Source organism: Georgenia sp. Z1344, assembly GCF_049856295.1.
GTDB lineage: Bacteria > Actinomycetota > Actinomycetes > Actinomycetales > Actinomycetaceae > JB111.
In genome coordinates this window covers 129,814-155,292 of record NZ_JBNDMZ010000008.1, presented here as the reverse complement: position 1 = coordinate 155,292, position 25,479 = coordinate 129,814, and the positions used below count along the sequence as shown (strand labels likewise).

21 protein-coding genes are annotated in these 25,479 nt (G+C 74.4%); 12 read left to right on the top strand and 9 right to left on the bottom strand.

Annotation, left to right across the window (positions count from 1 at the left end):
• Positions 1-26 precede the first annotated feature (26 nt).
• Together ilvA and ACPYO6_RS10425 are read right to left on the bottom strand one after the other, a co-directional pair.
• Positions 27-1,262 (bottom strand): threonine ammonia-lyase, encoded by a 1,236-nt coding sequence (gene ilvA, locus ACPYO6_RS10430; RefSeq protein ID WP_425714795.1) that lies wholly within the window; start codon positions 1,260-1,262, stop codon positions 27-29.
• A gap of 1 nt (position 1,263) precedes the next feature.
• Positions 1,264-2,742: an AI-2E family transporter gene (locus tag ACPYO6_RS10425; protein WP_425714794.1), complete on the bottom strand. Its 1,479-nt coding sequence runs from the start codon at positions 2,740-2,742 to the stop codon at positions 1,264-1,266.
• 191 nt (positions 2,743-2,933) lie between these two features.
• Here ACPYO6_RS10425 and msrA point away from each other — a divergent pair, with 191 nt between their 5' ends.
• Complete coding sequence (msrA, locus tag ACPYO6_RS10420) at positions 2,934-3,581, top strand: peptide-methionine (S)-S-oxide reductase MsrA (protein ID WP_425714793.1); 648 nt, start codon at positions 2,934-2,936, stop codon at positions 3,579-3,581.
• Between the two features lie 75 nt (positions 3,582-3,656).
• Here msrA and ACPYO6_RS10415 read toward each other — a convergent pair whose 3' ends face one another.
• From ACPYO6_RS10415 to ACPYO6_RS10405, 3 genes are all read right to left on the bottom strand, one after another.
• Positions 3,657-5,867: an NADP-dependent isocitrate dehydrogenase gene (locus ACPYO6_RS10415; RefSeq protein WP_425714792.1), complete on the bottom strand. Its 2,211-nt coding sequence runs from the start codon at positions 5,865-5,867 to the stop codon at positions 3,657-3,659.
• Between the two features lie 101 nt (positions 5,868-5,968).
• Positions 5,969-8,479, bottom strand: coding sequence for an excinuclease ABC subunit UvrA (locus ACPYO6_RS10410; protein WP_425714791.1), 2,511 nt, complete (start codon positions 8,477-8,479; stop codon positions 5,969-5,971).
• 130 nt (positions 8,480-8,609) lie between these two features.
• The gene (locus ACPYO6_RS10405) at positions 8,610-9,446 is read right to left on the bottom strand and encodes a MerR family transcriptional regulator (protein WP_425714790.1); all 837 of its coding nucleotides are present in this window, start codon (positions 9,444-9,446) and stop codon (positions 8,610-8,612) included.
• A gap of 157 nt (positions 9,447-9,603) precedes the next feature.
• Between ACPYO6_RS10405 and ACPYO6_RS10400 the strand changes: the two genes are divergently transcribed.
• Both ACPYO6_RS10400 and ACPYO6_RS10395 read left to right on the top strand, forming a co-directional pair.
• The gene (locus ACPYO6_RS10400) at positions 9,604-10,860 is read left to right on the top strand and encodes an LURP-one-related/scramblase family protein (protein WP_425714789.1); all 1,257 of its coding nucleotides are present in this window, start codon (positions 9,604-9,606) and stop codon (positions 10,858-10,860) included.
• Positions 10,861-10,954: 94 nt separating this feature from the next.
• Positions 10,955-12,541, top strand: coding sequence for an aspartate:alanine exchanger family transporter (locus ACPYO6_RS10395; protein ID WP_425714788.1), 1,587 nt, complete (start codon positions 10,955-10,957; stop codon positions 12,539-12,541).
• A 42-nt stretch (positions 12,542-12,583) separates the two neighbouring features.
• Here ACPYO6_RS10395 and ACPYO6_RS10390 read toward each other — a convergent pair whose 3' ends face one another.
• On the bottom strand, positions 12,584-13,045 hold the full coding sequence (locus ACPYO6_RS10390; protein ID WP_425714787.1) for an AAA family ATPase: 462 nt from the start codon (positions 13,043-13,045) through the stop codon (positions 12,584-12,586).
• Positions 13,046-13,129: 84 nt separating this feature from the next.
• Between ACPYO6_RS10390 and ACPYO6_RS10385 the strand changes: the two genes are divergently transcribed.
• Together ACPYO6_RS10385 and ACPYO6_RS10380 are read left to right on the top strand one after the other, a co-directional pair.
• Complete coding sequence (locus ACPYO6_RS10385; RefSeq protein ID WP_425714786.1) at positions 13,130-14,335, top strand: GNAT family N-acetyltransferase; 1,206 nt, start codon at positions 13,130-13,132, stop codon at positions 14,333-14,335.
• Positions 14,336-14,342: 7 nt separating this feature from the next.
• Positions 14,343-14,918, top strand: a complete 576-nt coding sequence (locus tag ACPYO6_RS10380; RefSeq protein WP_425714785.1) for a hypothetical protein — start codon at positions 14,343-14,345, stop codon at positions 14,916-14,918.
• Here ACPYO6_RS10380 and ACPYO6_RS10375 read toward each other — a convergent pair.
• A complete protein-coding gene (locus ACPYO6_RS10375) occupies positions 14,880-15,611 on the bottom strand; it encodes a M50 family metallopeptidase (RefSeq protein WP_425714784.1) in 732 nt (243 codons plus the stop codon). The two genes, ACPYO6_RS10380 and ACPYO6_RS10375, sit on opposite strands and share 39 nt — an antisense overlap.
• 54 nt (positions 15,612-15,665) lie before the next feature.
• A complete protein-coding gene (locus tag ACPYO6_RS10370) occupies positions 15,666-16,703 on the bottom strand; it encodes a hypothetical protein (protein WP_425714783.1) in 1,038 nt (345 codons plus the stop codon).
• Positions 16,704-16,810: 107 nt separating this feature from the next.
• Here ACPYO6_RS10370 and ACPYO6_RS10365 point away from each other — a divergent pair, with 107 nt between their 5' ends.
• The 3 genes from ACPYO6_RS10365 (at position 16,811) to ACPYO6_RS10355 (ending at position 19,276) form a co-directional block, all read left to right on the top strand.
• Positions 16,811-18,079, top strand: coding sequence for a sensor histidine kinase (locus ACPYO6_RS10365; protein WP_425714782.1), 1,269 nt, complete (start codon positions 16,811-16,813; stop codon positions 18,077-18,079).
• On the top strand, positions 18,076-18,705 hold the full coding sequence (locus ACPYO6_RS10360) for a response regulator transcription factor (RefSeq protein ID WP_425714781.1): 630 nt from the start codon (positions 18,076-18,078) through the stop codon (positions 18,703-18,705). Before ACPYO6_RS10365 ends, ACPYO6_RS10360 begins: the two co-directional genes overlap by 4 nt.
• 160 nt (positions 18,706-18,865) lie before the next feature.
• A complete protein-coding gene (locus tag ACPYO6_RS10355) occupies positions 18,866-19,276 on the top strand; it encodes an FKBP-type peptidyl-prolyl cis-trans isomerase (protein WP_425714780.1) in 411 nt (136 codons plus the stop codon).
• A gap of 340 nt (positions 19,277-19,616) precedes the next feature.
• Here the strand turns inward: ACPYO6_RS10355 and ACPYO6_RS10350 are convergent, their stop codons facing one another.
• Positions 19,617-20,522 (bottom strand): Bax inhibitor-1/YccA family protein, encoded by a 906-nt coding sequence (locus ACPYO6_RS10350; RefSeq protein WP_425714779.1) that lies wholly within the window; start codon positions 20,520-20,522, stop codon positions 19,617-19,619.
• Positions 20,523-20,765: 243 nt separating this feature from the next.
• Between ACPYO6_RS10350 and ACPYO6_RS10345 the strand changes: the two genes are divergently transcribed.
• Genes ACPYO6_RS10345 through ACPYO6_RS10330 form a run of 4 tightly spaced genes read left to right on the top strand, consistent with a single transcriptional unit; the run spans position 20,766 to position 24,743 of the window.
• Positions 20,766-21,692 (top strand): ABC transporter ATP-binding protein, encoded by a 927-nt coding sequence (locus tag ACPYO6_RS10345; protein WP_425714778.1) that lies wholly within the window; start codon positions 20,766-20,768, stop codon positions 21,690-21,692.
• The gene (locus ACPYO6_RS10340; protein WP_425714777.1) at positions 21,689-22,513 is read left to right on the top strand and encodes an ABC transporter permease; all 825 of its coding nucleotides are present in this window, start codon (positions 21,689-21,691) and stop codon (positions 22,511-22,513) included. Before ACPYO6_RS10345 ends, ACPYO6_RS10340 begins: the two co-directional genes overlap by 4 nt.
• An 11-nt stretch (positions 22,514-22,524) precedes the next feature.
• The gene (locus ACPYO6_RS10335; protein ID WP_425714776.1) at positions 22,525-24,042 is read left to right on the top strand and encodes a sensor histidine kinase; all 1,518 of its coding nucleotides are present in this window, start codon (positions 22,525-22,527) and stop codon (positions 24,040-24,042) included.
• Positions 24,039-24,743, top strand: coding sequence for a response regulator (locus ACPYO6_RS10330; protein ID WP_425714775.1), 705 nt, complete (start codon positions 24,039-24,041; stop codon positions 24,741-24,743). The genes ACPYO6_RS10335 and ACPYO6_RS10330 overlap by 4 nt, the downstream gene beginning before the upstream one ends.
• Positions 24,744-25,479: the final 736 nt, after the last annotated feature.

Genomic DNA, 25,479 nt, shown 5'->3' with positions numbered 1-25,479 from the left:
GCCCTCGCGCGTCGGAGGCCCGGGCGTCACGGAGAGTCGTCGAGGACCCGGATCCCGTCCGCCGTGAGCGCCGCGCGGACCTCGTCGCCGTGCTCGGGCCCCTTGGTCTCGATCTCGACCGCGATCTCGACCTCGTCGACCGCGAGGCCGCCGGCGGTGCGCGAGTGCTCGACCGAGGCGACGTTGGCACCGAGCTCGCCGAGCCGGGCGAGCACGCCGGCCAGGGAGCCGGGGGCGTCGCTCACCCGCACGCGCAAGGACAGGAACCGGCCGGCCGAGGCGAGGCCGTGCCGGACCACGCGCAGCAGCAGCAGCGGGTCGACGTTGCCGCCGGAGAGCACCACCACCGTCGGACCGTCGGCGAAGTCGCCCGGGGAGGCGGAGACCGCCGCGAGCCCCGCCGCACCGGAGGGCTCGACCACGAGCTTGGCGCGCTCGACGAGGTGGAGGAGCGCCTGCGAGAGCTGCTCCTCCCCCACCGTCCGCACGTCGTCGACGAGCGCGCGCACGATCTCGAAGGGCACGGTGCCGGGCGTCCCGACGGCGATGCCGTCCGCCATCGTGCGCACCTCGTCCAGCGGCACGGGCCGCCCCTGCGCGAGGGAGGCTGGCCACGCCGCCGCGGACGCCGCCTGCACCCCGACCACCCGCACCCCGGGCCGGACCGCGTGGGCCGCTGCGGCGATCCCGGCGAGCAGCCCGCCGCCGCCCGTGGGGACGACGATCGTCGCGACGTCGGGGACCTGCTCGAGGATCTCGAGTCCCACGCTCGCGGCGCCCGCCACGATGTCGGCGTGGTCGTAGGGGTGGATGAGCGTGCGTCCCGAGGCCGCGCAGTCCGCCTCCGCCTCGGCGAGGCAGTCCATGAGGTGACGCCCGGTGAGGACAACCTCGGCCCCGTACCCGCGGGTGGCCGCGACCTTGGGCAGCGCCGCGTCGTCCGGCATGTAGATCCGGGCCGGGACGCCGAGCTCGCGCGCGGCGAGCGCCACGCCCTGGGCGTGGTTGCCGGCCGAGGCGGCGATGACGCCGTGCGCGCGCTCCTCGTCCGAGAGCCGGCCGAGTCGGACCGCGGCCCCCCGGATCTTGAACGAGCCCGTGCGCTGGAGGTGCTCGGCCTTGAGCCACAGCGGCGCCCCGGTGCGCTCGGCCATCGAGCGGAAGGACAGCACGGGCGTCTCGTGCGCGACCGGTCGGACGATCTCGCGCGCCGCGTCGAGCTCGGCGCGGGTGGGCAGGTGGTCTCCGGTCGGCGTGGTCACGTCAGCGTGCTCCCCCGGGTCGGTCGGACGGGTCACGCCCCACGGTAGGGGCGTCGGGGCGGGCCACGTGCTCCTCGGCGAAGACGTCCGCGAAGGGCTCCTCGTCGGGCTCGTCCGCCGTCGGGGCGTACTCGAGGACCGTCGGCGGCGGACCCCCGGTGCGGTGCAGGTCCTTGGCGAGGTGCGGCTGCGGGTCGCGTCCCGCGAGGTAGAGGCCGACCGAGTTGACGACCGCGACGACCGGGACCGCGAACAGCGCCCCGACCAGGCCGGCCACGGCGGTGCCGCCGGCCACCGCGAGCAGCACGGCGATCGGGTGCAGCTGGACGGCGCGCGACTGGATCATCGGCTGCAGCACGTGGCTCTCGATGAACTGGACGAACAGCACGGCCCCGAGCATGGCGAGCGCGATGTAGATGCCCGAGTCGACGACCGCGACGAGCACGGCGACCGTGCCGGAGATCAGCGCACCGATGATGGGGATGAAGGCGCCGAGGAACACGAGGATGGCGATCGGCAGGGCGAGCGGGACGCCGAGGAGCGCCGCGGCCAGGCCGATCCCGACGGCGTCGACGAAGGCCACGACGATCTGCCCGCGCGTGTAGCCGCTGACCGTGTACCAGGCCCGGATCCCGGCCTCGTGGATCGTGGGTCGGGCACGCGCCGGCGTCAGCCGCACGACCCAGCCCCACAGGGAGCGGCCGTCGGACAGGAAGAAGAACGTGCAGAAGATGGCGATGAAGAAGCCGGCAAAGATCTCGGCGACCGAGGACGTCACGGTGAGGACGCCGGTGGCCAGGGTCTCCGAGTTCTGCGAGATCGCCTGGGTGCCCTGCTCCATCGCCGTGTCGATGTCCGCCTGGTCGAGCCCGAGCGGACCGGTGCCGAGCCACGAGACGAGCTGGTCGATCCCCAGCAGCGCCTGGTCGGCGAGCCGCTGGAAGCCGGACGCGATCGACTGCCCCGCGAGGACGAGGAGCCCGGCGACGACCGCGACGAGCACGACGAGCGAGGCGAGCGCCGCGATCGCCCGGGGGAAGCGCGCGCGCCGGCGGAGGAAGCTCGCGAGCGGGGCGAGCAGGACGGACAGCAGCATCGCGACCATGAGCGAGACGACGATGGTGCGCAGCTGGACGAGCAGCCAGCCGATGATCGCGGCGGCCAGCGTGATGACGACGATCCGCCACGACCACGAGGCGATCGCCCGCATCGTCCACGGCACCGTGCGGTCGGGGGCGGCGCGCAGCTCGTCGTCCGCGCCGGCCGCCCCGGCGTCGACGTCGCCCGGCACGAGGCCCGCCCCCGTCCGGCTGAGCAGCCGCCCCTCCTCCGCCCGGAGCGACTCCCCCGGTCGGGCCGTCTCCCCCGGCCCGTCGTCGGGCTCCCTGCGCGCCGGACGCGCCGCGGCGGCGACCGCCGCGGTGGCCCGGCGCGTGGTCGATCCCAGCGCGGAACGGATGGAGCGTCGGAGGCGGGCCATGGCGTCCTTCGGGGTCGACGGGCGGTCTCCCAGCGTAGTTCGGGAACAGGCGGACGGCCGAGTACGTTGACGGGAGCAGACGCGAGGCGCGGGCCGTGCGTGATCGCGCCCGGGATGCCGCCGGCGCCGCGCGCAGTGCCACCGCGCACCGTCCCACCGCGCCCCCGGGCGCCCGACGAAGGGAGCAGCCCATGAGCCTGTTCGCCCGCCCCGTCCGCCCCACCTCGGCCGAGACCGCGCTGCCGGGCCGGTCCACGCCCGCGTACGCCCCGCCGGAGCGCAACATCGTCCTCGACGCCCCGCTGCTCGGCCCGTGGCCCGAGGGCACCCAGGAGCTCTACGTCGGCATGGGCTGCTTCTGGGGTGTCGAGCGGATCTTCTGGCGCATCCCCGGTGTGGTCGGCACTGCCGCCGGCTACACGGGCGGCTACACGCCCCACCCCACGTACGAGGAGGTGTGCACCGCCATGACCGGGCACGCCGAGGCAGTCCTCGTGGCCTACGACCCCGCGGTCGTCACCCCGGACGAGCTCTTCAAGGCGTTCTGGGAGAACCACGACCCGACGACGAAGGACCGTCAGGGCAACGACGTCGGCTCGCAGTACCGCTCGGCGATCTGGTGGACCACCGAGGAGCAGCGCGACGCCGCCGAGCGCACGCGCGCCACGTTCCAGGCCGCGATCGACGAGGTCGGCGGCGGCGCCATCACCACCGAGATCGACGCGTTCGGCGACCAGCCGTTCTACGCCGCCGAGGACTACCACCAGCAGTACCTGGAGAAGAACCCGCGCGGCTACTGCAACCACGGCCCCAACGGGCTGACCTGCCACGTGGCCTGACGAAGGCCCGGCGACGACCGCGGCCGCCCACCTGCCGGCGGGCGGCCGCTGCGCGTCGGGGAGGGCTCCGGCCCGTCAGATCCCGTCGACGATCGCGTTGAGGGTCGCGGACGGGCGCATGACCGCGGAGGCCTTGGCGTCGTCGGGCCGGTAGTAGCCGCCGATGTCGGCGGGGCTGCCCTGGACGGCGATGAGCTCGGCGTCGATGGCCTCGATCTGCTCGCCCAGCTGCGCGGCCACGGGGCGGAAGCGCTCGGCGAGCGCGGCGTCCTCGGTCTGCGCGGCGAGCTCGGCCGCCCAGTAGGTGGCGAGCCACGCGTGGGAGCCGCGGTTGTCGATCTGGCCAAGGCGACGGGCCGGCGAGCGGCCCTCGGTCAGCAGCTTCTCCGTGGCGCGGTCGAGCGCGTCGCCGAGCACCCGGGCGCCGGCGTTGCCGTCGACGTCCGCGAGGTGCCGCAGCGACTCGGCGAGCGCGAGGAACTCACCCAGGGAGTCCCAGCGCAGGTAGTTCTCGCCGACGAGCTGCTGGACGTGCTTCGGGGCGGAGCCGCCGGCGCCGGTCTCGAACAGGCCGCCGCCGTTCATCAGGGGCACGACCGACAGCATCTTCGCGCTCGTGCCGAGCTCGAGGATCGGGAAGAGGTCGGTGTTGTAGTCGCGCAGGACGTTGCCGGTCACGGAGATCGTGTCCTCGCCGCGGCGGATGCGCTCGACCGAGTACCGGGTGGCCGAGACCGGGTCCATGATCTCGATCGTCAGGCCCTCGGTGTCGTGGTCCTTCAGGTAGGTGCGGACCAGCTCGATGAGATTGCGGTCGTGGGCGCGGGCCTCGTCGAGCCAGAACACGGCGGGGACGCCGGTCGCGCGGGCGCGGGTGACGGCCAGCCTGACCCAGTCCCGGATCGGGGCGTCCTTGGTCTGGCAGGCGCGCCAGATGTCGCCGGCCTCGACGTCGTGGGACATGTGGACGGTGCCGCTGGAGTCGACGACCTCGACCGTCCCGGGCGCGGAGATCTCGAAGGTCTTGTCGTGGCTGCCGTACTCCTCGGCCTTCTGGGCCATGAGGCCGACGTTGGGGACGGTGCCCATCGTGGCCGGGTCGAACGCGCCGTTGGCGCGGCAGTCCTCGATGACGGCCTGGTAGACGCCGGCGTAGGAGGAGTCGGGGATGACCGCGAGGGTGTCGTGCTCCTCGCCGTCCGGGCCCCACATGTGGCCGGACGTGCGGATCATCGCGGGCATCGAGGCGTCGACGATGACGTCGGACGGCACGTGGAGGTTGGTGATCCCCTTGTCGGAGTCGACCATGGCGAGCTCGGGGCCGGCGGCGATCGCAGCGTCGAGCGCGGAGCGGATCTCGGCCCCGTTCGGGAGGGCGTCGACGCCGGCGAGGATCGCGCCGAGGCCGTCGTTGGCACTGAGTCCGGCGGCCGCGAGGTCGTCGCCGAAGCGGTCGAACACGTCGGCGAAGAAGGCGCGGACCACGTGGCCGAACACGATCGGGTCGGAGACCTTCATCATCGTGGCCTTGAGGTGGACCGAGAAGAGGACGCCGTCGGCCGTGGCGCGCGCGACCTGCTCGGCGAGGAACAGGTCGAGCGCCGCGGCGGACATGAACGAGGAGTCGACGACCTCGCCGGCCTGGACCGGGACGCGCTCCTTGAGGACGGTCGCAGTTCCGTCGGCGGCCACGTGCCGGATCTGCCACACGTCCTCGGCGGGCGCGACGACGGACTGCTCGTTGTGCCGGAAGTCGCCGGCGCCCATCGTGGCGACGTTCGTGCGCGAGTCGGCGGACCACTCGCCCATGCGGTGCGGGTGCGCCTTCGCGTAGTTCTTCACGGCGACGGGCGCGCGGCGGTCGGAGTTGCCCTCGCGGAGCACCGGGTTGACGGCCGAGCCCTTGACGGCGTCGTAGCGGGCGCGGACGTCGGCGGCCTCGGGCGTGTCCGCGTTCTCCGGGTAGTCGGGGAGGTCGACGCCCTGCTCGCGCAGCTCGGCGATCGCGGCGCGCAGCTGCGGCAGGGAGGCCGAGATGTTGGGCAGCTTGATGATGTTGGCCTCGGGCCGGCGCGCCAGCTCGCCGAGCTCGGCGAGGGAGTCGGAGACGACCTGGTCGGCAGGGAGCCGGTCGCTGAAGGCGGCGAGGATGCGGCCGGCGAGCGAGATGTCCCGGGACTCGACCTCGATGCCCGCGGCGCCCGCGTAGGCCTCGACGATCGGCTTGAAGGAGTAGGTCGCCAGCCGGGGCGCCTCGTCGGTGAGCGTGAAGATGATCGTGGACATCGTCGTGCAGCCTCTTCCTCGGGGGCCGGGGATGGTTCGACGTCGAGATTATCCGATCGAGGAGCCCGACGACGCCGTGGCGGGGCCACGGACCGCCTCGCTCAGCGGGTGCCCAGGTGGCGGGCGAGGTACCGGCCGGTGAGCCCGGCGGGGTCGGCGGCGACCTCGTCCGGGGTGCCGGTGGCGACGATCCGCCCGCCGTCCTCTCCCCCGCCGGGCCCCAGGTCGACGACGTGGTCGGCGTTGGCGATCACGTCGAGGTCGTGCTCGATGACGACGACGGTCGCCCCGCGGTCGAGGAGCCGCTGGAGGACGTCGAGAAGCACGCGGACGTCGAGCGGGTGGAGGCCGACGCTCGGCTCGTCGAGGACGAACAGGGTGCCCTCCTGGCGGCGGGTGAGCTCGGCGGAGAGCTTGAGCCGTTGTGCCTCCCCGCCGGACAGCGCCGGGGTGTCCTCGCCGAGGGTGAGGTAGCCGAGCCCGAGGTCGACGAGGGTGCGCAGCCGGCGCGCGACCGGGCGGACGTCACCGACGACGTCGAGGGCCTGGGCGGCCGTCAGCCCCAGCAGCTCGGGCAGGGAGATCGTGCCGCCGCCGGGCACGGGGCGGCGGACCTCGTCGGCGTCGGGGGCGAACCGGGTGCCGCGGCAGTCCGGGCAGGGGACGTCGACGTCGGGCAGGAACTGGACGTCGAGCGTGACCTGGCCGGTGCCGTCGCACCGCGGGCAGCGCAGGGACCCGGTGTTGTGGGAGAGGTCGGCGGCGGTGAGCCCCCGGTCCGCGGCGTCGGGCTCCTGCGCGAACGTGCGGCGCAGCTCGTCCATCACGCCGGAGTAGGTGGCGACGGTCGAGCGGACGTTGATCCCGATCGGGGTGGCGTCGACGAGCTGGACGCGCTCGATGCCCGCCGGGTCGAGGTCGCGCACGTGCGACGGGAGCCGCTCGCCGGCGGCGGCCGCGGCGAGCGCGGGGACGAGGCCCTCGAGGACGAGGGTCGTCTTGCCCGAGCCGGACGGCCCGGTGACGGCGGTGAGCCGGCCGCGCGGGACGTCGACGGTCAGCGGGTGGACGGTGTGGATCGCGTCGGTGGCGAGGTGGACGGCGCCGTGGGCGAACACGTCCCCCGCGGCTGCGCGCTCGCGCACGACGACGGGTTCGCTGCCGTCGAGGAAGCCGCCGAGGCGGGACGCCGGGTGCGCGACGACGTCGGCGACGCTTCCTGAGACGACGACGCGGCCGCCGTCGGGGCCGGAGCCCGGGCCGATCTCGACGAGGTGGTCCGTCTCCCGGAGCACCGCCACGTCGTGGTCGACGACGACGACCGAGTTCCCGTCCGCGAGAAGGTCGCGGACGACACCGAGCAGCCCGTCGACGTTCGCCGGGTGCAGCCCGATCGACGGCTCGTCGAGGACGTAGAGCACGCCGGTCGTCCGGTTGCGCACCGCGCGGGCGAGCTGGGCGCGCTGCCGCTCGCCGGTCGAGAGCGTCGAGCCGGCGCGGTCGAGGGAGAGGTAGCCGAGGCCGAGGTCGATGAGCCGGGAACCCATCCGGTCCAGCGTCTCGGCGAGGCCGTCCGCCATCGGGCGCATCTCCGCCGGGAGGTCGGCGCCGACGGTCCGCGCCCACGCGAGGACGTCGTCGAGCGTGCGCGCGGTGACGTCGGCGAGGCTGCTCCCGCCGATGCGGGGCGCGTGGGCCGCGTCCGAGAGGCGGGTCCCGCCGCACGCGCGGAACTCCCCCTCGGAGAGGAACTTCGACACCCGGGCCAGGCGCTTCTCGTCGCCGGCCCGGTCGAGCTCCTTGGTCACCGTGAGGCGCGCGTTGCGGAAGGTGAAGTCGAGCTCGTGCAGGCCGTTGCGGGTGGAGACCGTGATGTGGCGCTTCTCCTCGGGGCCGGACAGGACGATCGCCCGTTCGTCGTCGGTGAGGTCGCGGTAGGGGACGTCGGTGCGCACGCCCATCTCGCGCACGATGTCCGGCTGGACGTTGAAGTTGAAGGTCCGCCACGGCACGACGGCGCCCTCGTCGATCGTCAGCGACGGGTCGGGCACGAGGGTGTCGTCGTCGACGTCCCGGACGACGCCGGTGCCGGAGCAGGTGGGGCACGCGCCGGCCGCGTTGAAGGCGAGGTCCTCGGCGCCCGGCGGGTCGAACACCTCGCCGCACTCCGGGCACGTGAGGGGGACCTCGGCGGCGACGTCGAGGGTCGGCGGGTGGGTGTGGCCGTTCGGGCAGCGGTGCGCGGCGAGGCGGGAGAACATCAGGCGCAGCACGCTGAGCAGCTCGGTCGTCGTCCCGAACGTCGACCGGATGCCCGGGACGCCGGGGCGCTGACGCAGGGCGAGGGCCGCGGGCACGTGCTCGACGGAGTCGACCGCCGCCCGCGGCGCCTGGGCGAGCCGGCGGCGGGTGAAGGTGGACAGCGCTTCGAGGTACCGGCGCGACCCCTCGGCGTAGAGCACGCCCATCGCGAGCGAGGACTTGCCCGAGCCGGAGACGCCGGCGATGCCGACGAGGCGGCGCAGCGGCAGGTCGACGTCGATGCCGCGCAGGTTGTGGACGGCGGCGCCGAGGACGCGGATCGTCGTCGGCTGGTCGTCGGGATCCGTCACCCCCCGATCGTGCCAGCCACGCCCGGAGTCCGTGGACCGCGACGGCGGTCGCCCGCCCGCGAGGCGCGGACGACGGCGCCCGGCCGGTCCGCTCCGGCCGGCCGGGCGCCGTCGTCGGGCATGCCGCGGGTCAGCCGGCGACGACGGGGTGGTGGACCTCCGTCACCTGCTCGTCCTCGGGGGTGCTCGAGGGGTCGGAGTAGTAGGTGTTGAAGACCTTGCCCACGAGTCCGTCCGCCGCGGGCTCGGCGAAGGTGAGGCCGTCGGTGGTCACGCGGTCGCCGATGAGGGCGTGCGCGTCGCTGATCTGGTCGTACGGGCCCACGACGCGCGCGACCACGACCTCCTGGGCGGGCACGTCGACGACCTCCAGCGGGGCCTCGGCGGTGGTGCCCGGTGCCACGGGGAGGTAGACCGACTCGTCCGGGTCCCGCTCGACGTACGTCGGGTCGTGCTCGAACACGCCGCCCGGCCCGGTCGGCCGGATCCCCTGGCGTTCGAGCTCGGGCATCATCCGCCCCCACAGCTGCCCCTCGTCCGAGTACGTGGGGATGGTGCCGCGCAGAGCCACCACCGTCATGGGTACCGTGGTCCGTCGGTCGATCTCGATGCTCATGTCCTGTCCTCTCACCTGGTCGATCATGCGGTCGATGGCCCTCACCCGAGCGGCGGCGTCGCGGCGCTCCTGCTCGACGACGACGCGCTGCGCGCGCAGGGCGTCGGCGAGGGCGGGGGTGCCGCGGGCGGCGAGCAGGGCCGGCATGGCCGCGACGGAGAACCCGACGTCGCGCAGGCGCCGCACGTCGGCGGCGTCGGCGAGCTGCTCGGGCGCGTACCAGCGGCGGCCGCCGTCGTCGATGTGGTCCGGCACGAGCACGCCGTGCTGGTGATAGTGCCGGAGCATGCGGACGCTGAGGCGGCAGCGCTGGGAGAACTGCCCGATGGCGAGGGGTCGGTCGTCGGCCATGCGCACGAGTCTGGCCCCTGCCACGGTGTGAGGAGCAAGCCCCTGCACCGACGGCGCGAGGTCCGCACGTCGCGGCGTCGACGCGCCTCTCACAGGGTGGAGAGCGCTCCCCCGCTCCGACGGGTCCGCGGGGTCGGCGTCCTCCTACCGTGTCGGCATGGAGTCCTTCCTCGAGACCCTTGCCCCCCGTCTCCGGGCCGTTCTGGCCCAGGTCTTCCGCGAGCTGTTCGCCGGCCGCGACCCGGGGACCGTGCCGGCGGCGGCGGTCGTGCACTCCGCGGGTCGCTCGTGGGTCCCCGCGCTGGCCCCGGCGGACGCGGGCGGTGCGGTCGGCCCGGCTGCGGACACCTCGACGACCGGGTCCGACGACGGGGCACGGGCCCGGTGGTGGGCCCCGGGTTGGCCCACGACCGAGGTCGCGGCGTCGGCCGGGCTCCGCGCGCTCGAGATCGAGATCGGGCACTGGGCGGGCACGCACGTCTCCGAGGCCGAGCGCGAGGAGTGGGAGTTCCAGCTGTTCGCCGCCCTCGGTTCCGCCCTGGGCTCTCCCGAGGTGCGCGCCGAGCTGGGCCCCGAGCCCGTCCTCCTCGTGGCCGACCGCGGCGCGAACCCGCACCTGAGCGTCGTCAGCCTCCAGCTCCTCAACGAGAACCACCCGCACCCCGAGCGCGTGGCCGAGGCGAAGGCGTTCTGGGCCAGCGACCCGGAGCCGCTGCCGGAGGAGGCCACGCAGGCGCCGAGCGACGCGGAGCCGGACCCGGCAGCCACCACGGGGGACAGCGCCGCGGCAGGCGTCGCTGCAGGCGCAGCGGGTACCGGCGCCACCGCTGCGGACGGCAGCGAGCTGGGGCGGACCGGCGAGGACGCGGGAGCCCAGGCGAGCACGCCCTCGCTGGTCGACCAGGACGTCGTCGTCATGCACCAGGTGACGTCGTTCCTGTCCAACGACTTCGACATCCTCGACGAGCACGACCGGGCGGTCGGCCGCGTCCTCACCACCGGCTCGGGCTTCTGGGGAGGCAGCCGCACGTTCGAGGTGGCCGACGCCGACGGCACCGTCCTCATGCACGTGGAGGACACGCGCGACTGGGGCCGGGACCGGTACGTCCTCACGGACGGCGCCGGTTCCGCGCTGGCACACGTCGTCCAGCGCAGCGCATTCTTCGCGACCAAGGTCGAGATCGAGGTGACCGACGGCGGGCTGCTCGAGCTGCACGGCAGCTTCTGGGACTTCGACTTCGAGGTCGTCGACGGCGGCACGCGCGTCGCCCGCGTGTCCCGGTCGTCGGCCGGCTTCCTCTCGGGCAAGGATCGCTACGTGGTCGAGCTCGAGGACCGGGCCGGCCCGCGGGAGCGCCTGGCGGTCATCGGGGCGACGATCGCGCTCGACCTCATCCGGGGCAAGAGGAACTGACGACCGGCAGGCGGCACGGGTCCGTCCGCGAGCGCCGCGGGTCTGCCGCACGCATCACAGCCGCGCCCTCACCCGGCGGGGCTAGCGTGGATGGGTGCTCGACATCCTGGCGGGGACGCCGCTGCTGACGGTCTTCCTCGTCGTCGCACTCGGCACCGCCCTCGGCGCGATCCCCTTCGGCCCGCTCCGGTTCGGGGCGGCCGGGGCGCTGTTCGTCGGGCTGGCGCTCGGCGCGCTCGACCCACGGCTCGGCGAGGGGCTCGCGCTCGCGCAGTCCATCGGGCTCACCCTGTTCGTCTACACGATCGGCGTCGCCGCCGGCCCGTCGTTCTTCCGCGACCTCCGGCGCCAGGCGCCACTCATGGGTGGCGCCACCGTCCTCGTCGTCGTGTTCGGGCTGCTCGCCGTGGTGGCCGGGACCGCGCTCGACCTCGGGCCCGGCATCACCGGCGGGCTCTTCTCGGGCTCCCTGACGGCCACGCCGGCGATGGCCGCCGCGAGCGACGCGCTCGGCGGATCGACGGACCCGGCCGTCGGCTACGCGATCAGCTACCCGATCGCGGTCGTCGTCACGCTCCTCGTCCTCTCCCGCGTGGCCCGCACCGACCTCCCGGCGCGCCGCGACCCGGCTCCCCTGTCCGCGGCCGGCCTGCTCACGCTGACCGTCGACGTCACCCGTCCCCGGCCGATCGCCGACATCCCCGGCATCGCCTTCCTCCCCGGCGAACCGGCGGGCGTGCGCGTCTCCTACCTCCTGCGGGACGGCGCGGTCACGGTCGCCGACCCCGACGACGCCCTGCGCACCGGGGACCGCGTCCTCCTCGTCGGCGTGCCCGACGCCGTCCGCACCGCCGCGGACGCGCTCGGGACCGCCGCACCCATCGATCTCGCGGACGACCACTCCGTGGTGACCTACCGGCGGTTCGTCCTGTCCGACCATGCGGTCGCCGGGGCCACGGTGGCCGACCTGAGGATCCCCGCGCGGTTCGGTGGCGTCATCACCCGCGTGCGCCGCGGGGACCGCGACCTCCTCGCCCAGCACGACATGACGCTCCAGCTCGGCGACCGCATCCGCGTCGTGTTCCCCCGCGAGCGGCTCGGTGACCTGCGCCGCATGTTCGGCGACTCCGAGCGCCGCGTCACCGAGGTCGACTTCCTCCCGTTCGGCCTGGGCATCGCGATCGGTGTCGCCGTCGGCCTCGTCGCGATCCCGCTCGGCGGCGGCGCGAGCCTCGCGCTCGGCAGCGCGGCGGGGCCCCTCGTCGTCGGGCTCGTGCTCGGCAGGCTCGGGCGCACCGGGCCGCTCGTGTGGACGATGCCGCTGGCCGCCAACCTGACGATCCGGCAGTTCGGGCTCATGTTCTTCCTCGCCACCGTCGGCCTCGCGAGCGGGCAGGCGTTCGGCTCGACCGCGTTCACCGCCACCGGGCTCGCCGTGGCGCTCTCATCGGTCGTCCTCCTGCTCGTCGTCCTCGCGCTGTTCGCGCTGCTCGGCCGTCTCGCCGGCCTGTCCACGGCGCGTACGGCCGGCGCCATGGCCGGCTTCATCGGTCAGCCGGTGCTGCTCGGGCACGTGACGTCCATCGTCGACGACGACCGGGCCGAGTCCGGCTACTCCGCCCTGTTCGCCCTCGCCGTGGTCGTCAAGATCGTCGTGGTGCAGGGCGTCGTCGCGCTGTGATCCCTGGCGGGCTCGGCGCTGCGGACCGGGGCGACGCCCGGCTCACCGGAGGACCGTGAGCGGTCCCTCCTCCGGCGTCGGGACCTCGAGATGGTCGTAGTACCGCTCGGCGAGGGCCGGGTCGAGGGCGAAGTCGTCCGCATGCGCCGCCGCCCGGGCACGGAGGCGGGCGAGGCAGACGTCCTTCGGCGTGCCCAGGTAGATCGTCTCGGGCACGATCCCGGTCGCGCTCAGGAGCGCCCGGTAGTCGTCCCGCATCGCGCGTGACCAGAAGGAGAGGTCGACGACCACGTCGCGACCCGCGCGGACGAGATCGAGCAGCCGGGCCCTGAGCTCGTCCTCGATCTCGTCCCGCACACGCGGGTCGAGCGGCATCGTCCGCTCGCCTCGCGCCCATGCCTCGACGTCGATCGAGAGCCGCACCATCCCGCCCGCCTCCAGCTCGCGGGCAACGGTCGACTTGCCGGAACCGGCGGGGCCGCACATGAGGACGACGCGAGGCATGGCGCGCAGGCTACGGACCTCCGGGCCCTCGCGGCACGGGGATTCCGGTGGCGCAGCGCCCGGGCCGCGCGGGAGGCTGGCCGCGTGCCCGACCCGATCTTCGACGACGCCCGCCTTGCCCCGATCTACGACCCGTTCGACCCCGACCGCTCCGACCTCGACGCCTACGTCGACCTCGTCGCCGAGGCGGGCGCGGCCCGGGTGCTCGACCTGGGCTGCGGGACGGGGACGCTCGCGATCCGCCTCGCCGCGGCCGGGACCGAGGTCGTCGGCATCGACCCCGCCGCCGCCTCCGTGGACGTGGCCCGCGGAAAGCCCGGGGCCGACGCCGTGCGCTGGGTGGTCGGCACCGCCGCGGACGCACCGGCCGGGTGGGCGGACCTCGCGGTGATGACGGCGAACGTCGCCCAGGTCTTCCTCACCGACGAGGACTGGTCGGCGACGCTGCGGCACCTGCGGCGCTCGCTCGCGCCGGGCGGCCTGCTCGCGTTCGAGACGCGCCGCCCGGAGGCCCGGGCGTGGGAGGACTGGGGACGGCGGTACGCGCCCGAGACGATCGACGTGCCCGGCACCGGCGAGGTCACCCAGGAGTACACGCTCCTCGCCGTCGACCTGCCGCTGGTGAGCTTCCGGTTCACCCACACCTTCCACTCCGACGGCGCGGTCGTCGTCTCCGACTCGACACTGCGGTTCCGCGACCGGGCCGAGGTGACGGCGGACCTGCTCGCGGCCGGGTTCGCCGTGGAGGAGGTGCGGGATGCGCCGGACCGCCCGGGCCGCGAGCACGTGTTCCTCGCGCGGCGCCGGCCGTGGACGGTCCGCCCGGCGGGCGCCGACGACGAGACCCACCTGTGGCGCGGCCTCGCCCGTGCAACGGCCTGGCGGGGCGGCGAGGAGCGCCCGGTCGAGGTACTGCGGGCCGACGGCGACGTGGCGCGCTACGTCGAGGGCTGGACGCCGGACCAGGGCGGCGTCGTCGCGGTCGGTGGCGACGGCGAGGTGCTCGGCGTCGCCTGGCTCCGCCTCCTGCCCGCCGACGGGCCCGGGTACGGGTTCGTCGCCGAGGACGTCCCGGAGCTGTCGATCGGGGTGGCGCCGTCCGCGCGGGGCGCCGGCGTCGGCTCAGCGCTGCTCGCCGTGCTGCTCGAGCGGGCCCGCCGGGACGGCCGACGCGCGGTGAGCCTGAGCGTCGAGCGGGACAACGTGGGCGCCCGGCGGCTCTACGACCGCGCCGGCTTCGTGCGGGTCGGCGCGGTCGGCGGCGCGGACACCCTGCTGTGCGAGCTGTGAGCGCCCCGTGAGCGCGCGGTACGCGGTGGTGGTCCGCACCGGTCTCGACGCGGATCGGGCCCTCGCGCGGGTGCTCGACCCGGCGCTGCACGCCGAGGTCGTGCCGCTGACGACGCTGCGTGGCCGCGCTCGGCGTGGACCGCTGCTGCGGGGCGAGAGGTTCACCATGCGCACCGCACTCGGACCGCTGTACATGGACGACCACATGGTCGTCGACCGGTTGCGCACCGACGAGGCGGTCGGCGCCGGTGCAGGGGCGGAACGTCCGGGAGGCTCGGTCGCGTCGACCGGGGGGCCGACGCGCGACCGGGGAGGCTCGGGCGGCGCCGTGCGGTTCGTCAAGACCGGGCGCGTGCTGCGCGGCGTCGTCCTCGCCCGGGTCGCGCCGGCCGCCGGCGGCGCCGTCGTGCGGTGGGACGCGGAGCTCGCCGTGGCCGGGGTGCCGCGCGTGCTGGACCCGGCCCTCGCCGTCGTCGCGCGTCTTGCCTACGGAGCCGCGCTGCGCCGCATCCTTCGCCCCGGGGCGGCGCCTGTCACCAGCCGGTCAGAACGAGGACAGCAGGTCCGCCGGCAGGACCGGTGACAGCGCGGTCCACGCCCACCACGTGCACAGCGCCGCGACGAGCACGAACGTCCCGGTCCACAGCCAGGACGGCACGCGGGTGAGGTCGGCCAGCTGGGCGGGGTCGTCGCCGCGCCGGCCGGTCGTCGCCACCACGGCGATGTGCCGCCACGCGCCGAGCAGGAGGAACACGCCGGCCGCGAGCGTGAGGATCGCCGCGCCGTCGGGGCCGCCGAACCACCAGACGCCGCCGACGACGGCCGCCGCCCCGAGCACCGCGGCCACGGTGTGCAGCGAACGGGAGAAGGCGAGCGAGACGAGGAGGACGAGCAGGGCAGCGAGCAGCGCGATCCCCGCCCAGCCCCGCAGGCCGACGTTGACGAGGGCGGCGCCGAGCAACGCCGGCGCGGGGTAGCCCGCCCAGGTGGTGGCGACCCGGCCGAACCCGCGCCGCGGGCCCACGGTGACGGCGTGGCCCGACATGTCCGAGCTGACGACGAAGCCGGTGAACCGGCGCCCCACGAGGATCCCGACCCCGGCGTGCCCGAGCTCGTGGGCGATCGTCACGGCCGGACGGACGAGACGCCACAGCACCGGCACGAGGACGACGGCGAGCGCCGCGCCGAGCGCGACGAGCGCCCACGTGCCCACCTCGGGGGTATCGGTGGGCCGGGTGCGCTCCCACACGGCCGGCCAGATCTGATCGACGTCCACGGCCCCATCGTCGCAAGGACGAGGGGGCCGTGGAGGTCGGGTCCCGGGGTCGGGCTACCTGCCGCTGCCGCGCAGCCGGGCGACGAGCGCGAGGCCGCCGACGATCCCGGCGAGCGCCCGCAGCGCGGAGGCGACGACGGTGCCCCACGGGAGGTCGTCGTAGACCACGAGGTCGTTGGGCACGATCGTCACGACGCCGAGGTAGGTGCCCCACGCCGCGAGCGCGCCGGTCCCGGCGAACGCGAGCACGACGGCGACGCGCCGGGCGCCGTCGGTCCGCAGCGCCCACAGCGCGCCGGCGGCGACGCTCCCGATCCCGAGGTCGATGACCCGCTGGACCAGACCGGCGTCAGTGACGAGGAGGTGGACGACGCTCGCGCCCAGCACGGCGGTCGCGGCGGTCGCGAGCCACGCGCGGGCGCCGCCGGTGACGGGCGGGAGCGTGCGCCGGCCCCACCGCGTCCAGGTGTAGACGGCGAACGCGCCGAGGAGGCCGATGCCGAGGCCCGCGAACCCGGCGTAGACCATGCCGAACACCCAGCCCTCGATCGGCGGGAGCTCCGTGGTCGGCTCGGGCGGGTCGACGATCCCCGCCACGAGCAGGACCGGCATGGAGACGAGGATCTGCCCGAGCAGGCCGGCACCGATCCACAGCGGCGGGAGCGTGAGCCACGCGGGCGCCCGGATCCCCCTGCGCGTGATGAGCACGACGGCGAGGACGAGGGCGACGACGTCGAGCCCGGCGGTCGCGACGTTGAGGGCGATCATGCCGGGGCTGTCCCCGAACCCCGCCTCGGCGAGCCCGATGTCGGACCCGGCGAGCCAGGCGACCTTGAGGGCGAGGTACGGCAGCGTCATGAGGATGGCGAACGCCGCGAGGCCGCGCCGGACCGGGCCGACCGGCGGGAGCTCGTCGGTCGGCCGCCGGTCGGTCGGGTCGCCGGTGGTCGGGGCGCCGGTGGTCGGGGCGCGGTCGGGCGGGAGCCCGCCGGGTGGGAGCCCGCCGGGTGGGCGGTCGGGAGTCAGCACGGCGGGGCGCGGGCGGGTCTCGTCGTCGTGCGTGGTCGTGGTGGGTGTGTCGGTGGTGTGCATGCCCCGACGCTCCCGCCGGCCGCCTGCCCGTCACCACCCCCTGCCGGGTGGACGCGCTCCCTCGCGCGAGGGATCCCGGGCGCAGCGCGTGCTGCCACGATGGGCGGGTGGCCGGCCGCTGGATCCGAGGGCTGCTTCACCTCCTGGTGGGCGGCGCGTGCGGTGCGCTCGTCGCGTGGCTCGGGTACGGCTTCACGGTGACGATCGTGTCCACCGACGGTCCGGCGCAGGTCGCCGTCGCCGCGCTGGTCGCGGTATCGGCGGCCGTCGTCGTGACCCTGCTGCTGGCTCCGCCGGTCCGGGCCGCCGAGGTCGCGCTCGCCCGCGCGCTGCTCGCGACCGACCTGCCCGAGCCGCTCGACACGACCTCCCTCGAGGCACGCGGGCGGGGGTTGCTGTGGGCCGGCGTCGTCCTGCTCCTCGGCAGCGTCTCGCTCGGCACGATCCTGTGGGCGGTCCCGCAGGGCGTGGTCCTCGTCGTCGCCGCGTTCGCCCCGGTCACGCGCGAGACGGCGGTGCCGTTCCAGATCGCCGACGCGCACCCGGTCGTGCTCGTCGGGCTCGGTGTGGCACTCCTGGCCGGCGGGATCGCGCTGCAGCCGCTCCTCGTCCGGCTGCTCGAGCGGCTCGCCCCGCGCGTGCTCGGGCCGACGCCCGCCGACCGGCTCGCGCACGCCGACGCCGAGCGGACGCGCCTGCGGGCGGCGAACGCACTCGCCCGGGAGCTGCACGACTCGATCGGGCACTCGCTCACGGCGATCGGCGTCCAGGCCGAGGCCGGCGCGCGCGTGGCCGCGCGGGACCCGGAGCTGGCCCGCGAGTCGCTCGGCCGGATCACCGGGCTCGCGCAGCGCGCGGTCGCCGAGCTCGACGACGTGCTGGGCATGCTCCGGCAGGGGGACGAGGCAGGGCGGACGGCGACGCAACCCGAGCGGAACGGCCTGCCCGACGTGCTCGCGCTCCTCGGGGACCTCGCCCCGGGCGGGACGGAAGGGGTCGAGGTCGGCGTACGCCCCGGCGAGGTCGACGACGAGACGGCGGCCGTCGCCTACCGCGTGGTCCAGGAGGCGCTGACCAACGCGCAGCGCCACGGGGTGGACGGTCCGACGGGGAGCGTCTCGGTGACGGACGGCCTGCTTCAGATCGTCATCGCGAACCGGATGCGGGTGGAGGACCACCCGGGGCAGGGTCGCCCGGAGCAGAGCCGGCGGAGCCGGGGGCGGCGGAGCCCGGGACGTCACGGACTGCTCGGCATGCGCGAACGGGTCGAGGCGCTGGGCGGCTCGCTCGTCGTCGGCCTCGCGCCCCCCTCCGGGGGCGAGCCGATCTGGCAGGTCCGTGCGACGCTCCCGGCGCGGGTGGAGGAGGAGCCATGACGGCGGTGCTGGTCGTCGACGACGACGCGATGGTGCGGTCAGGGTTCGCGGCGATCCTCGCCGCCGAGGGGTTCGACGTCGTCGGGGAGGCCGAGGACGGGGCGGGGGCCGTCGAGGCCACGCGGCGACTCTCGCCGGACGTCGTCGTCATGGACGTGCGGATGCCGGGGATCGACGGGATCGAGGCCACCCGGCGGCTGCTGCGGCTCACCGACCCGCCGCGCATCCTCGTGGTCACCACCTTCGAGCACGACAGCTACGTCCTCGACGCGCTCGAGTCCGGCGCCCACGGGTTCCTGCTCAAGCGGGCGGGCGCCGACCAGCTCGTCCACGCCGTGCGCACGGTGGCGGCGGCCGAGGGGCTGCTGTTCCCGGCGTCGATCCGCGAGCTCGTGCGCGCGACGTCTCCGCCGGGACCCGCCCTCCCCGCGCTCTCGGCACGTGAGGAGGACGTCCTGAGGCTGCTCGCCCGGGGGCACAACAACGCGGAGATCGGGGCCGAGCTGTTCCTCGGCGTCGAGACCGTGAAGACGCACGTCGCGTCGCTGCTCGCCAAGCTCGGGGTGCGGGATCGGACGCAGGCGGTGGTGCGGGCGTTCACCTCGGGGTTCGTCGACCAGGGATGACGGGGTCAGGCAGGTCGTCGTCGGGCATGTCGTCGTCGGGCATGTCGTCGTCGGGCAGGCTGCCCCGACCGGGACCGACGCGGCTCCTGCCGACGGGCCCGCCTCCCGTAGCGTGGTCGCACCGGCCGCCCTGCGCGGCACCCCAGACGAAAGGATGTTCATGTCCGAGCAGCTGCCCACCGCCACCGGCTCCTTCGGCGAGAGCCCCACGCTCACGTTCCCGACCCCGACCGCGCCCGAGGGCCTCCAGGTCGAGGTCCTCTCCCCCGGCGACGGCGAGGTCGTCGAGGCCGGCGACACGATCGTCGTCAACTACCACGGGCAGGTGTGGGGCGGCGGCGTGTTCGACAGCTCCTACCCGCGCGGCGAGACGATCTCGTTCCCCATCGGCATGGGCGTCGTCATCGGCGGCTGGGACGAGGGGCTGCCGGGCAAGACCGTCGGCTCCCGGGTCCTGCTCTCGATCCCGCCGGAGCACGGCTACGGCGAGCGCGGCGTCCCGCAGGCCGGCATCGGCGGCGGGGACACGCTCGTGTTCGTCATCGACATCGTGGGCGTCGAGCGGCACTGATCCCGGGCGGCACTCATCTCGGTCGGCACTGATCCCGGGCGGCACTCATCTCGGTCGGCGCCGTCCGCGGGTGGTGCTCGATCGGGTGGCGGCGTCGTCGTCGGATGTGAAGCGCATTCTCGGCACCGCTGAGCCGCACGCTCGACCAGCAGGGACGCGCGCACGTTCGTCGAGATTGCGGTTGGGGCCCCAACCGCAATCTCGACGACGACGAACCGCAATCTCGACGTCCACCAACCGCAATCTCGACGACGACGAACCGCAATCTCGACGAACGGACGAACGACGGCGGCCGGTCACCGTGGGGTGACCGGCCGCCGTCGTCAGCGGGTGCCTCGGATCAGTCGTTGCCGCGCAGGATCGCGAGGATGCGCAGGATCTCGACGTAGAGCCAGATGAGCGTGACCGCGAGGCCGAACGCCGCCGCCCACGCGTACTTGCGGGGCAGGCCGGCGTTGACCCCGCGCTCGATCCCGTCGAAGTCGTGCAGGAGGCTGAACACCGCGAGGAGCACGGCGAACGCGCCGACGAGGATCCCGAGCGGGATGCCCATGATCTCGACGCCGGAGCGCATGCCCCACGGGTCGTCGGAGAAGCCGAAGATCATCATGCCGAAGTTGACGAGCGAGAACAGCCCGTAGCCCAGCATGCCGATGAGCATGAAGCGCGTGAGCTTCGGCGTCACGCGCACGGCGCGCGACGTGTACAGCAGGAGGGTCACGGTGGCGACGGCGAAGGTCGCGAGGACCGCCTGGATGACGATGCCCGGGAACTGGCCCTCGAGGACCATCGAGAACGCCCCGAGGAACAGGCCCTCGAGCGCGGCGTAGGCGAGGATCAGCGCCGGGCTGGGGCTGCGCCGGACCGCGTTGACGATCCCGAGGACGAGACCGCCGATGGCGCCGACGATCATCGGGAGGAACGCGTTCTCGATCGGGGTGAGGAACGCGGTCGCGAGGCCGACGAGGATGACGGTGCCGAGGACGAGGCCGGACTTGACGATGACGTCGTCGAAGGTGAGGCGGCCCGTGTCGGCCGGCGCGGCGGCCGCGCCCGAGTACTGCTGCTCGAACCCGCCCATCGGCATCGAGCCGGGCTGGGTCTGCTGGCCGAAGCCGGCCTGGCCCTGCTGCGCGTAGCCGGGCTGGCCGTAGCCCTGCGGGGCGGTGGCGGTCGATGCGGCCGCGCGGCTGCGCTGCCTCGGATCGTCGGAGAACACGCTCCGGTTGAAGTATGGGTTGCTCAAGGGATCCTCCTACCCGCTGAGGCACGGGGGGCGTGATGGGTGTCGCGACCGACGACGTCCGCCGACGGCGTGTCTCCACCCCAGACTATCCGGTGATCCGCCGGACGACAGGTCCCGTGCGGGGCGTTCACCCCAGGGCGTAGAGGAATATCCACCCACGGGGCACGACCGCCACGTACTAGGTTGGCCTGCGTACCGCGTCCGCGCCGGGCGCGGTGGACCACACCCGCCGGGGAGCGACACATGATCGAGGCCCAGGGCCTGACGAAACGCTACGGACCGACACTCGCCGTCGACCGGGTGGACTTTCAGATCCACCCCGGCACGGTGACCGGCTTCCTCGGGCCCAACGGCTCGGGCAAGTCGACGACGATGCGCATGATCATGGGCCTCGACCGCCCCACGGCCGGGTCCGTGACGATCGACGGCAAGCGGTACCAGGACCTGCGGGCGCCGCTGCACGAGGTCGGCGCGCTCCTCGAGGCCAAGGCCGTCCATCCCGGCCGCAGCGCCCGCTCCCACCTGCGAGGCCTGGCCGCCACGCACGGGATCGGCCGGCGGCGCGTCGACGAGGTCATCGAGCTCACCGGTATCAGCAAGGTCGCCAAGAAGCGGGTCGGCGGCTTCTCGCTCGGCATGGGGCAGCGGCTCGGGATCGCCGCCGCCATGCTCGGCGACCCCAAGGTGCTCATCCTCGACGAGCCGGTCAACGGCCTGGACCCCGAGGGCGTCCAGTGGGTCCGCACGCTCGTGCGCCGCCTCGCCGACGAGGGCCGGACCGTCTTCATCTCCTCCCACCTCATGAGCGAGATGAGCATGACCGCCGACCAGCTGCTCGTCATCGGCAAGGGGCGCATCATCACCGGCGGCCCGGTCAAGGACGTCATCGACGCCTCGGTGCGTCCCGTCGTCGTCGTCCGCACCCCGCACGTCGACCAGCTCCTCGCCGCGCTCCCGCCGCAGGCCGTCGCCCGGCGGGCCGAGGACGGGTCGCTCGAGGTCGAGGACCTCTCCGCCCCCGAGATCGGCGCCGCCGCCCACCACGCCGGTGTCGAGCTCCACGAGCTCAGCCCGCGCAGCGCGAGCCTCGAGCAGGCCTTCATGACCCTCACGCACGACTCGGTCGAGTACCGCGCCGGCAACGACTCAGGCAGCGAGGTCACCCGATGAGCACCGCAGTCGCACCGCCCGCCGCCCGCGGCCGCGTCACCTGGCTCGGCACCCTGCGGTCCGAGTTCATCAAGTTCTTCTCGCTGCGTTCGACCTGGTGGGTGCTCGGGATCGGCGTCCTGCTCTACGTGGCGTTCCAGTGGGCCACCGTCTGGGGCATCACCGACTCGGTCGACCAGTCGGGCTTCCCCGGCCTCGGCGACATCAACGGCGTCTACCTCCTCGTCCTCGTGGCCGGCATGCTCGCCACCACCTCGGCGATACTCGGGGTGCTGACGATGACGTCGGAGTACTCGACGGGGATGATCCGCGCGACCCTAGCGGCCCAGCCGAGCCGGATCGTGGTCCTGCTCGCCAAGACCGTCCTCATCGTCATCGCGATCGCCGTGCAGACGCTCGTCGCCTTCCTCGCGACCTGGGCGGTGGGCAACCCCTACCTCAGCGACGTCATGGACTCCGTCAGCCTCACGGACGGCGACACGTGGCGCGTGGTCGGCCTGTTCGTCCTCTACACCGTGACGTGCGGGGTGCTCGGCGTCGGCTTCGGCGCGATCTTCCGCTCGACGGCGGCCGGCATCTCCGCCGTGCTCGTCCTGCTCATGCTCGTCCCGATCATCCTCGAGTTCCTCCCCTGGGAGTGGGTCTCGACGGTCCGCGACCTCCTGCCCTCCAACGTGGCGGCGGACTACCTCGCCCCGGAGACCGGCATGCTCGGGATGGAGAAGGCCTACTCCGACACGGTCGGCGCGCTCGTGTCGACCGCGTGGGCGGCCGTCCCGCTCGCCGTCGGCGGGGTCCTCATGGTCCGCCGCGACGCCTGACGGCACTACCGGTGGCGGTCGAGGAGGTCACGGCGCCCGGGGAGCGGCCAGGCTCCCCGGGGGCGACCTCCGCGCACCCGCGGCCAGACGGGGACGGCGCCTCGCGTTCCGGGGCCAGGACGGGGGCTGCCGGGAGGGGGACGGCCGGGACGGGAACGGCCGACGACGACGCCCTCGGGGCGGAGGGGTGGGCCGACCGGGGGACCGACCCGCTCCTGACCGGGGCACTCGGCCGACTCCTCGCCCGCTACCCGGGCGCCCTCGACCTCGTCCTCGCCACGGCGTACGTGGTCGTCATGCTGGGGCTCGCGATCGTCGGCGCCCTCAGCCGGTACACGCCGGTCGCGGTCGTGGGCATCGCCGAGACCCTCGCGCTCGGGGCCGTCATCCTCCTGCGGCGTCGCGCCCCGCTCGTCCTCCTGGGCGTCGCCCTCACGGTGCCCGTCCTCGCCCGCATCGCCGACTCCGGGCTCGAGCCCGACCCTCCGGTCGTCACCATCTGGTCCTACGACCCGACGACACCGTTGCCGGTGTTCGACATCCTCGTCACCCCGCGGATCTCCCCTGTCGAGATCGTCGCCGTCGCCGTGCTCGTCCTCACCATCGCCCTCGAGCGGCCCGGGCGCACGACGGTCGTCGCCTCGGTGTCCGCCGTCGTCGTCGCCGTCTGCGCGTACCTCGTCTTCGGCGGCGAGGGGACGCGCATGCTCGACGGCGCCGAGGCCGCCGGTGTCATCGCGGTGGCCGCGCTCGTCGGCTCGAACCTGCGCGAGCGACGCCGCCGGGTCGCCCAGCTCGGCGACCGCGCACGGCGCCTCGCACTCGAGCGGGACCAGCGCGAGCAGCTCGCGGTGAGCTCCGAGCGCACCCGGATCGCCCGCGAGATGCACGACGTGCTCGCCCACTCCCTGTCCGTCATGGTCACCCTCGCCGACGGCGCCGTGCGCATCATGGACCGCGACCCCGCCCGCGCCCGCTCCGCGCTCGAGCGACTCGCCGGCACGGGGCGCGAGGCGCTCGGCGACACACGCCGGATGGTGGGGATGCTGCGGGACGACACGCGCGCTGCCCCCGTCGTCGGGGCCGGTTCCCGCCTTCCCGGCGTGAGCGCGCCCCTCGCGCCGCAGCCGGTGGTCGGCGAGCTCGACTCCCTCGTCGAGTCCTTCCGCGGCGCCGGGCTGCCCGTCTCCCTCGAGGTCACCGGCCTGCCGCTGCCGGACGACACGACGCTCAGCCTCACCGTCTACCGGATCGTCCAGGAGTGCCTGACGAACGTGCTGCGGTACGCCCCGGGCTCCCCCGCCATCACGGTGACGATCGCGCGCACCGCGGGCCAGGTGACGATCACCGTGGAGAACGTCGCCGGGGGCGAGCCCACGGTGCCGGGCGGATCGGGGCGGGGTCTCATCGGCATCCGCGAGCGGGTGGCCGTGTTCGACGGCAGCGTGACCGCCGGCCCGACGGATACTGGGTGGCGGGTGGAGGCGCGCCTGCGAGTGGGCGCCGGGACGATGGAGGCACGGACATGACCGACCGGCACGAGTCGAGCGACCAGGGCGTGATCACCGTGCTCCTCGCGGACGACCAGGCGCTCCTGCGGATGGGCTTCCGCATGGTCCTCGACGCGGAGGACGACATCGAGGTGGTCGGCGAGGCCGGGGACGGCCGCACCGCGGTCGCCCAGGCCGCCGCGCTGCGCCCCGACGTCATCCTCATGGACGTGCGCATGCCCGAGCTCAACGGCATCGACGCGACGACCCGCATCGTGCGCTCCCACCCGGGCGCGCGGATCCTCATCCTCACGACCTTCGACTTCGACGAGTACGCGTTCGCCGGCCTGCGCGCCGGTGCCTCCGGCTTCCTGCTCAAGGACACGCCGCCCGCCGACCTCGTCGAGGCCATTCGGCGCGTGGCGAGCGGCGACGCCGTCATCACGCCGCGCATCACCCGCCGGATGCTCGACATGTTCGGCCCTCGACTGCCCGCGACGGGACGGGAGCAGACCCCCGCCGAGCGCGACCCGCGGATCGGCAGCCTCACGTCGCGGGAGCTCGAGGTCTTCACCCTCGTGGCCCAGGGGCTCTCGAACGCCGAGATCGCCGGGGAGCTCGTCGTCTCCGAGACCACGGTCAAGACGCACGTGGGGGCCGTGCTGGGCAAGCTCGCGCTGCGCGACCGCGTCCAGGCAGTGGTGCTCGCCTACGAGACGGGCGTGGTGCAGCCGGCCTGAGTGGCGGCGGGCGGTGCGGACGTCATCCGGGCCTGACTGGTGTGGCCGGCCCGAGTGGCGCGGGCGGTGCGAGCGTCATCCGGGCCTCACTGGTGTGGCCGGCCCGAGTGGCGCGGGCGGTGCGAGTCGCGGCTGAGCTCCGCACCTCCGCCGACTGCTCGGCACCCCACCGAGGGGTTGAAGAGTTGCCGAGGAGTCGGATCGCCGCCGAAGAGTCGGTCAACGCACCGAAACGACAGGCGGCGGAGGTCCACTCGACACGTCCACCGACTCCTCGACACATTCACCCGCTGTTCGACACGCCCACCGACTGTTCGACACGTCCGCTGCGCAAGCGGTCGGCCCGCCGAGGGGTTGAAGAGCCGCCGAGGATTCGGATCACCGCCGAACAGTCGGTCAACGCACCGAAACGACAGGCGGCGGGGGTCCACTCGACACGTCCACCGACTGTTCGACACGTCCGCTGAGCAAGCGGTCGGCCCGCCGAGGGGCAGTAGAGATGCCGAGGAGTCGGATCACCACCGAAGAGTCGGTCAACGCACCGAAACGACAGGCGGCGGGGGTCCACTCGACACGCCCACCGACTCATCGGCACGCCCACCGACTGTTCGACACGCCCACCGACTGTTCGACACGTCCACCGACTGTTCGACGCCCCCTCGGCGCCGCGGGTCCCGATCGCCGGACCACCCGGCAGCCACCGCAGCCCACAGGCGCCCCCCGGCCCCCGCTGTCC

What these genes read in the sequence shown, in the direction of transcription:
- ACPYO6_RS10405 (WP_425714790.1), bottom strand. Translation starts at nt 9,446, where the DNA reads ATGGCCGACGACCGACCCCTCGCCATCGGGCAGTTCTCCCAGCGCTGC.
- ACPYO6_RS10415 (WP_425714792.1), bottom strand. Translation starts at nt 5,867, where the DNA reads ATGTCCACGATCATCTTCACGCTCACCGACGAGGCGCCCCGGCTGGCG.
- ACPYO6_RS10425 (WP_425714794.1), bottom strand. Translation starts at nt 2,742, where the DNA reads ATGGCCCGCCTCCGACGCTCCATCCGTTCCGCGCTGGGATCGACCACG.
- ACPYO6_RS10370 (WP_425714783.1), bottom strand. Translation starts at nt 16,703, where the DNA reads ATGCACACCACCGACACACCCACCACGACCACGCACGACGACGAGACC.
- ACPYO6_RS10330 (WP_425714775.1), top strand. Translation starts at nt 24,039, where the DNA reads ATGACCGACCGGCACGAGTCGAGCGACCAGGGCGTGATCACCGTGCTC.
- ACPYO6_RS10345 (WP_425714778.1), top strand. Translation starts at nt 20,766, where the DNA reads ATGATCGAGGCCCAGGGCCTGACGAAACGCTACGGACCGACACTCGCC.
- msrA (WP_425714793.1), top strand. Translation starts at nt 2,934, where the DNA reads ATGAGCCTGTTCGCCCGCCCCGTCCGCCCCACCTCGGCCGAGACCGCG.
- ACPYO6_RS10390 (WP_425714787.1), bottom strand. Translation starts at nt 13,045, where the DNA reads ATGCCTCGCGTCGTCCTCATGTGCGGCCCCGCCGGTTCCGGCAAGTCG.
- ACPYO6_RS10400 (WP_425714789.1), top strand. Translation starts at nt 9,604, where the DNA reads ATGGAGTCCTTCCTCGAGACCCTTGCCCCCCGTCTCCGGGCCGTTCTG.
- ACPYO6_RS10340 (WP_425714777.1), top strand. Translation starts at nt 21,689, where the DNA reads ATGAGCACCGCAGTCGCACCGCCCGCCGCCCGCGGCCGCGTCACCTGG.
- ACPYO6_RS10355 (WP_425714780.1), top strand. Translation starts at nt 18,866, where the DNA reads ATGTCCGAGCAGCTGCCCACCGCCACCGGCTCCTTCGGCGAGAGCCCC.
- ACPYO6_RS10360 (WP_425714781.1), top strand. Translation starts at nt 18,076, where the DNA reads ATGACGGCGGTGCTGGTCGTCGACGACGACGCGATGGTGCGGTCAGGG.